This is a genomic window from Longimicrobium sp., assembly GCF_036280135.1.
Lineage (GTDB): Bacteria > Gemmatimonadota > Gemmatimonadetes > Longimicrobiales > Longimicrobiaceae > Longimicrobium.
This window is the reverse complement of record NZ_DASURI010000569.1, coordinates 1-2,814: the sequence shown is the minus strand read 5'-3', so window position 1 is coordinate 2,814 and position 2,814 is coordinate 1. Positions and strand designations below refer to the sequence as shown.

The 2,814-nt window shown below is 69.7% G+C and carries 3 protein-coding genes; 2 read left to right on the top strand and 1 reads right to left on the bottom strand.

Features of this window, described 5'->3' with window-relative positions; all coding sequences use genetic code 11:
- A partial coding sequence (locus tag VFZ20_RS18385; protein ID WP_329685385.1) for an alpha/beta hydrolase family protein occupies positions 1 to 1,018 on the top strand: 1,018 nt, incomplete at its 5' end.
- A 132-nt stretch (positions 1,019 to 1,150) separates the two neighbouring features.
- Here the strand turns inward: VFZ20_RS18385 and VFZ20_RS18380 are convergent.
- Positions 1,151 to 1,405 (bottom strand): hypothetical protein, encoded by a 255-nt coding sequence (locus VFZ20_RS18380; RefSeq protein WP_329685384.1) that lies wholly within the window; start codon positions 1,403 to 1,405, stop codon positions 1,151 to 1,153.
- 699 nt (positions 1,406 to 2,104) lie between these two features.
- On the opposite strand from VFZ20_RS18380, the gene VFZ20_RS18375 reads away from it, so the two are divergent.
- Positions 2,105 to 2,814 (top strand): CHAT domain-containing protein (locus tag VFZ20_RS18375; protein ID WP_329685383.1); only part of this gene is annotated, 710 nt, incomplete at its 3' end.

Below are 2,814 nucleotides of genomic sequence, written 5' to 3'. Positions count from 1 at the left end.
CACCGTGGATGCCGGCGGGGCGATCACGGGCGTTGCCGTCGGCTCCACGTACGTGGTCGCCACGCTCTCCAGCCGCGCGGACGTGCGCGACTCCGTCCGCGTCCGTGTGCAGGCGCGGACGGGCGCCATCGCCGATTCCTGCGTGATCGCGCGTCCGGATTTCGGCGGCGTGGCGACGGAGGCGGACCGCGGCCTGTTCGCCTACGACGCCGCCGCGCCGCTGAACCTGCAGACAACGGTCGAAACCACGAGCAACGGCGTGCAGGTGAGCGCCATCTCCTTCGACAGCCCGGGCGGCGGACGGGTCACCGGGCTGCTCTTCGACCCGGTCAATCGGTCGGGGCCGCGCCCCGGCATCGTCGCCATGCACGGCGCGCCCGGCAGCGCGCGCGCCATGGCGGGCCAGGGGCTGGCGCTCGCGCAGCACGGCGCCGTCGTCATCGCCATCGATGCCCCGTTTGCCCGCCGCCCCGGGCAGTGGGTGGGGTTCGGCACGAGTGACCGGGCGGAGCAGATCCAGCTGATCAAGGACCTGCAGCGCGCCGTGGACGTGCTGCGCGGACGGCCCAACGTGGACCGGGAGCGCATCGCCTACATCGGCATCAGCTACGGCGGCGCCATGGGCTCGCTGTTCGTCGGCATCGAGCGGCGCCTCAAGGCCGCCGTGCTCGTGGTGGCGGACGGCGGCCTCGTCTCGCACTTCACCGGTCCGGAAGACTTCGGCTTCATGGCCGGGCTGACCTGTGCGACCCGTGCCGGCTGGTTCCGGGCCATGGCGCCCATCGAGCCCGTCCGGTTCATCGCGCACGCGTCGCCCACCGCGCTGCTGCTGCAGAACGGGACGGCGGACGAGCTGGTCCCCGTGGCCGACGCGCAGGCCCTGCACGCGGCCGCGCCGGCGTCCAGCACCATCCGCTGGTACAACGCGGGGCACGGCCTGGATGTACACGCCCTGGTGGACCGGCACGAGTGGCTCAACGGGCACATCGGCCTCGACCTCCTCGACCTGCCGGGCTGATCCGCGGCGGACCCGGCCAACGCAGGCGGATGAGCGCGGCCACCGACCGTCCGGTGGTCGCGTTCCGGGGCACCGGGCCGCGGGAGGGAGCGGATCGTACGGCGTCGGACGGCTGCTCCCCCCGCGGCGTTTTCATTGCACCTGCGTAGCCGTGCAGCTCAGGCAGGTGTTGAAGGTGCAGGTCTCCAGGCAGGACGCCCCGTAGCAGGTGTCCATCCCCGTCCACCCGCCGCCGGTGTCGCCGCCGTCCACCGGGACGTCCCTCTCCATCCCCATCCCCGGGCGCTCCGCCGCCTGCCCCATCACGGTGCCCCGCGACGCCGCGGCGGCGCCGGCGGCGAACGTCTCCACGGCCAGCTCCTCGACCTCCAGCTTCAGCTTGCGCATGACTCTTCCTCCGGGTGCGATTGGGTCAGCGCCGCACTCGGAAGGCGACGCCGCGTGCAGGATCTGTATCCTGCACCCGCGCGCACCGCAAGCGGGCAGCCGCAGATGGTGCGCCGGGCGAAGAGGTGCCGCGTGATTTGCCTCGTTCTCCCGATAGGTCGGCAGCAGAGAGCAAGGCCATAGAGGCGCTTGTGAGCTTTAGCAGGGGTGGGAGCGTTCAACAAGTCGAATCGCGAACCACTGCGCCCGCGCGAAGGCGGGGAACGGGGGAGCAGGTCCTGGATGCGTGACCAGCAGGACTCCGGTTGCCACTGTCATAGGCACTGCTAACACGGCGCGCACGATTCTGGCGGCATACTCTGGCTGATTTGGAACTTCGACGAGTGACCCGCGTCTCAGGTCTACCCAGGTTTCCACGACACACAGGCAGTCGAACGGCGAGCCTTGGGGTCGCCGCAGCCGCACGCTACGTTGAGTGCCGGCATGGGCACCTAGAGGCATCCGGCTACCCTTTCAGGCAAAACCGAGCGCGCGACCGGCGATTCCGGAGTGCTGGGGCAAGTTGTATCTGCGCGGCGGTGAAGCCCATGGCGCATCGCCGCCAGACCGAAACACGAGCGGCTCCGACGATTACATAGCGCAGTTCCTCGGCACGGCCTCGATATCGGGTAGCACGTTCACTGACAAGTCCGCGATTTCATGAGCAAAGCCACGGTTCTCTTCTTCTCCGCCGATCCCCTTTCCGCGCTCCCCGGCGGAATGCCCAGGCTGCTGCTGGACGAGAACGTCCGGCGCATTCGCGCAAAGGTCCGCGCGGCAGAATACCGTGACGCGCTGCAGTTCGACCTTCGGCTGGCCGCGCGCCCCGACGACCTGATCCAGGCGCTCAACGAGACCCGCCCTCACGTGGTGCACTTCAGCGGGCACGGCCGCAGCGAGGGGCTGGTGCTGGTGGGAAGCGACGGCGGGGTCCATTTGGTCGGTGCAGAGGCGCTCACAAGGCTCTTCCGGGTCTTTCGCGGCGACATCCGCGTTGTGGTTCTTAACGCCTGCTTTACACTTGGGCAGGCGCAGGCAATCGCGGAAACCGTCGGGTGCGCCATCGGCACTGGCGACAGGATCTCGGGTGACGCCGCTACCACTTTCGCGGCTGCGTTCTACAGCGCGCTGGCCTTCGGGCATTCCGTGCAGACCGCGTTCGACCAGGCGCGCGTTGCGCTCGCGCTGGAGCACCCGGGTGAGGAGGAGACGCCCGAGATCATTGCCGGTCCCGGCGTGGACCCCGCCCACATATTCGTGGTCCGCGGCGACCGCGCGGCGGCCGCAGACACCATCGATCTGCGAGCGGCGTTCGAATGCCTTGTAGAAGGGATTCCGGCGAGCCGGGTTCGCGACGGCGTCGAGGGCGG

Coding starts and splice junctions, on each gene's coding strand:
- VFZ20_RS18380 (WP_329685384.1), bottom strand. CDS start 1,405: ATGCGCAAGCTGAAGCTGGAGGTCGAGGAGCTGGCCGTGGAGACGTTC.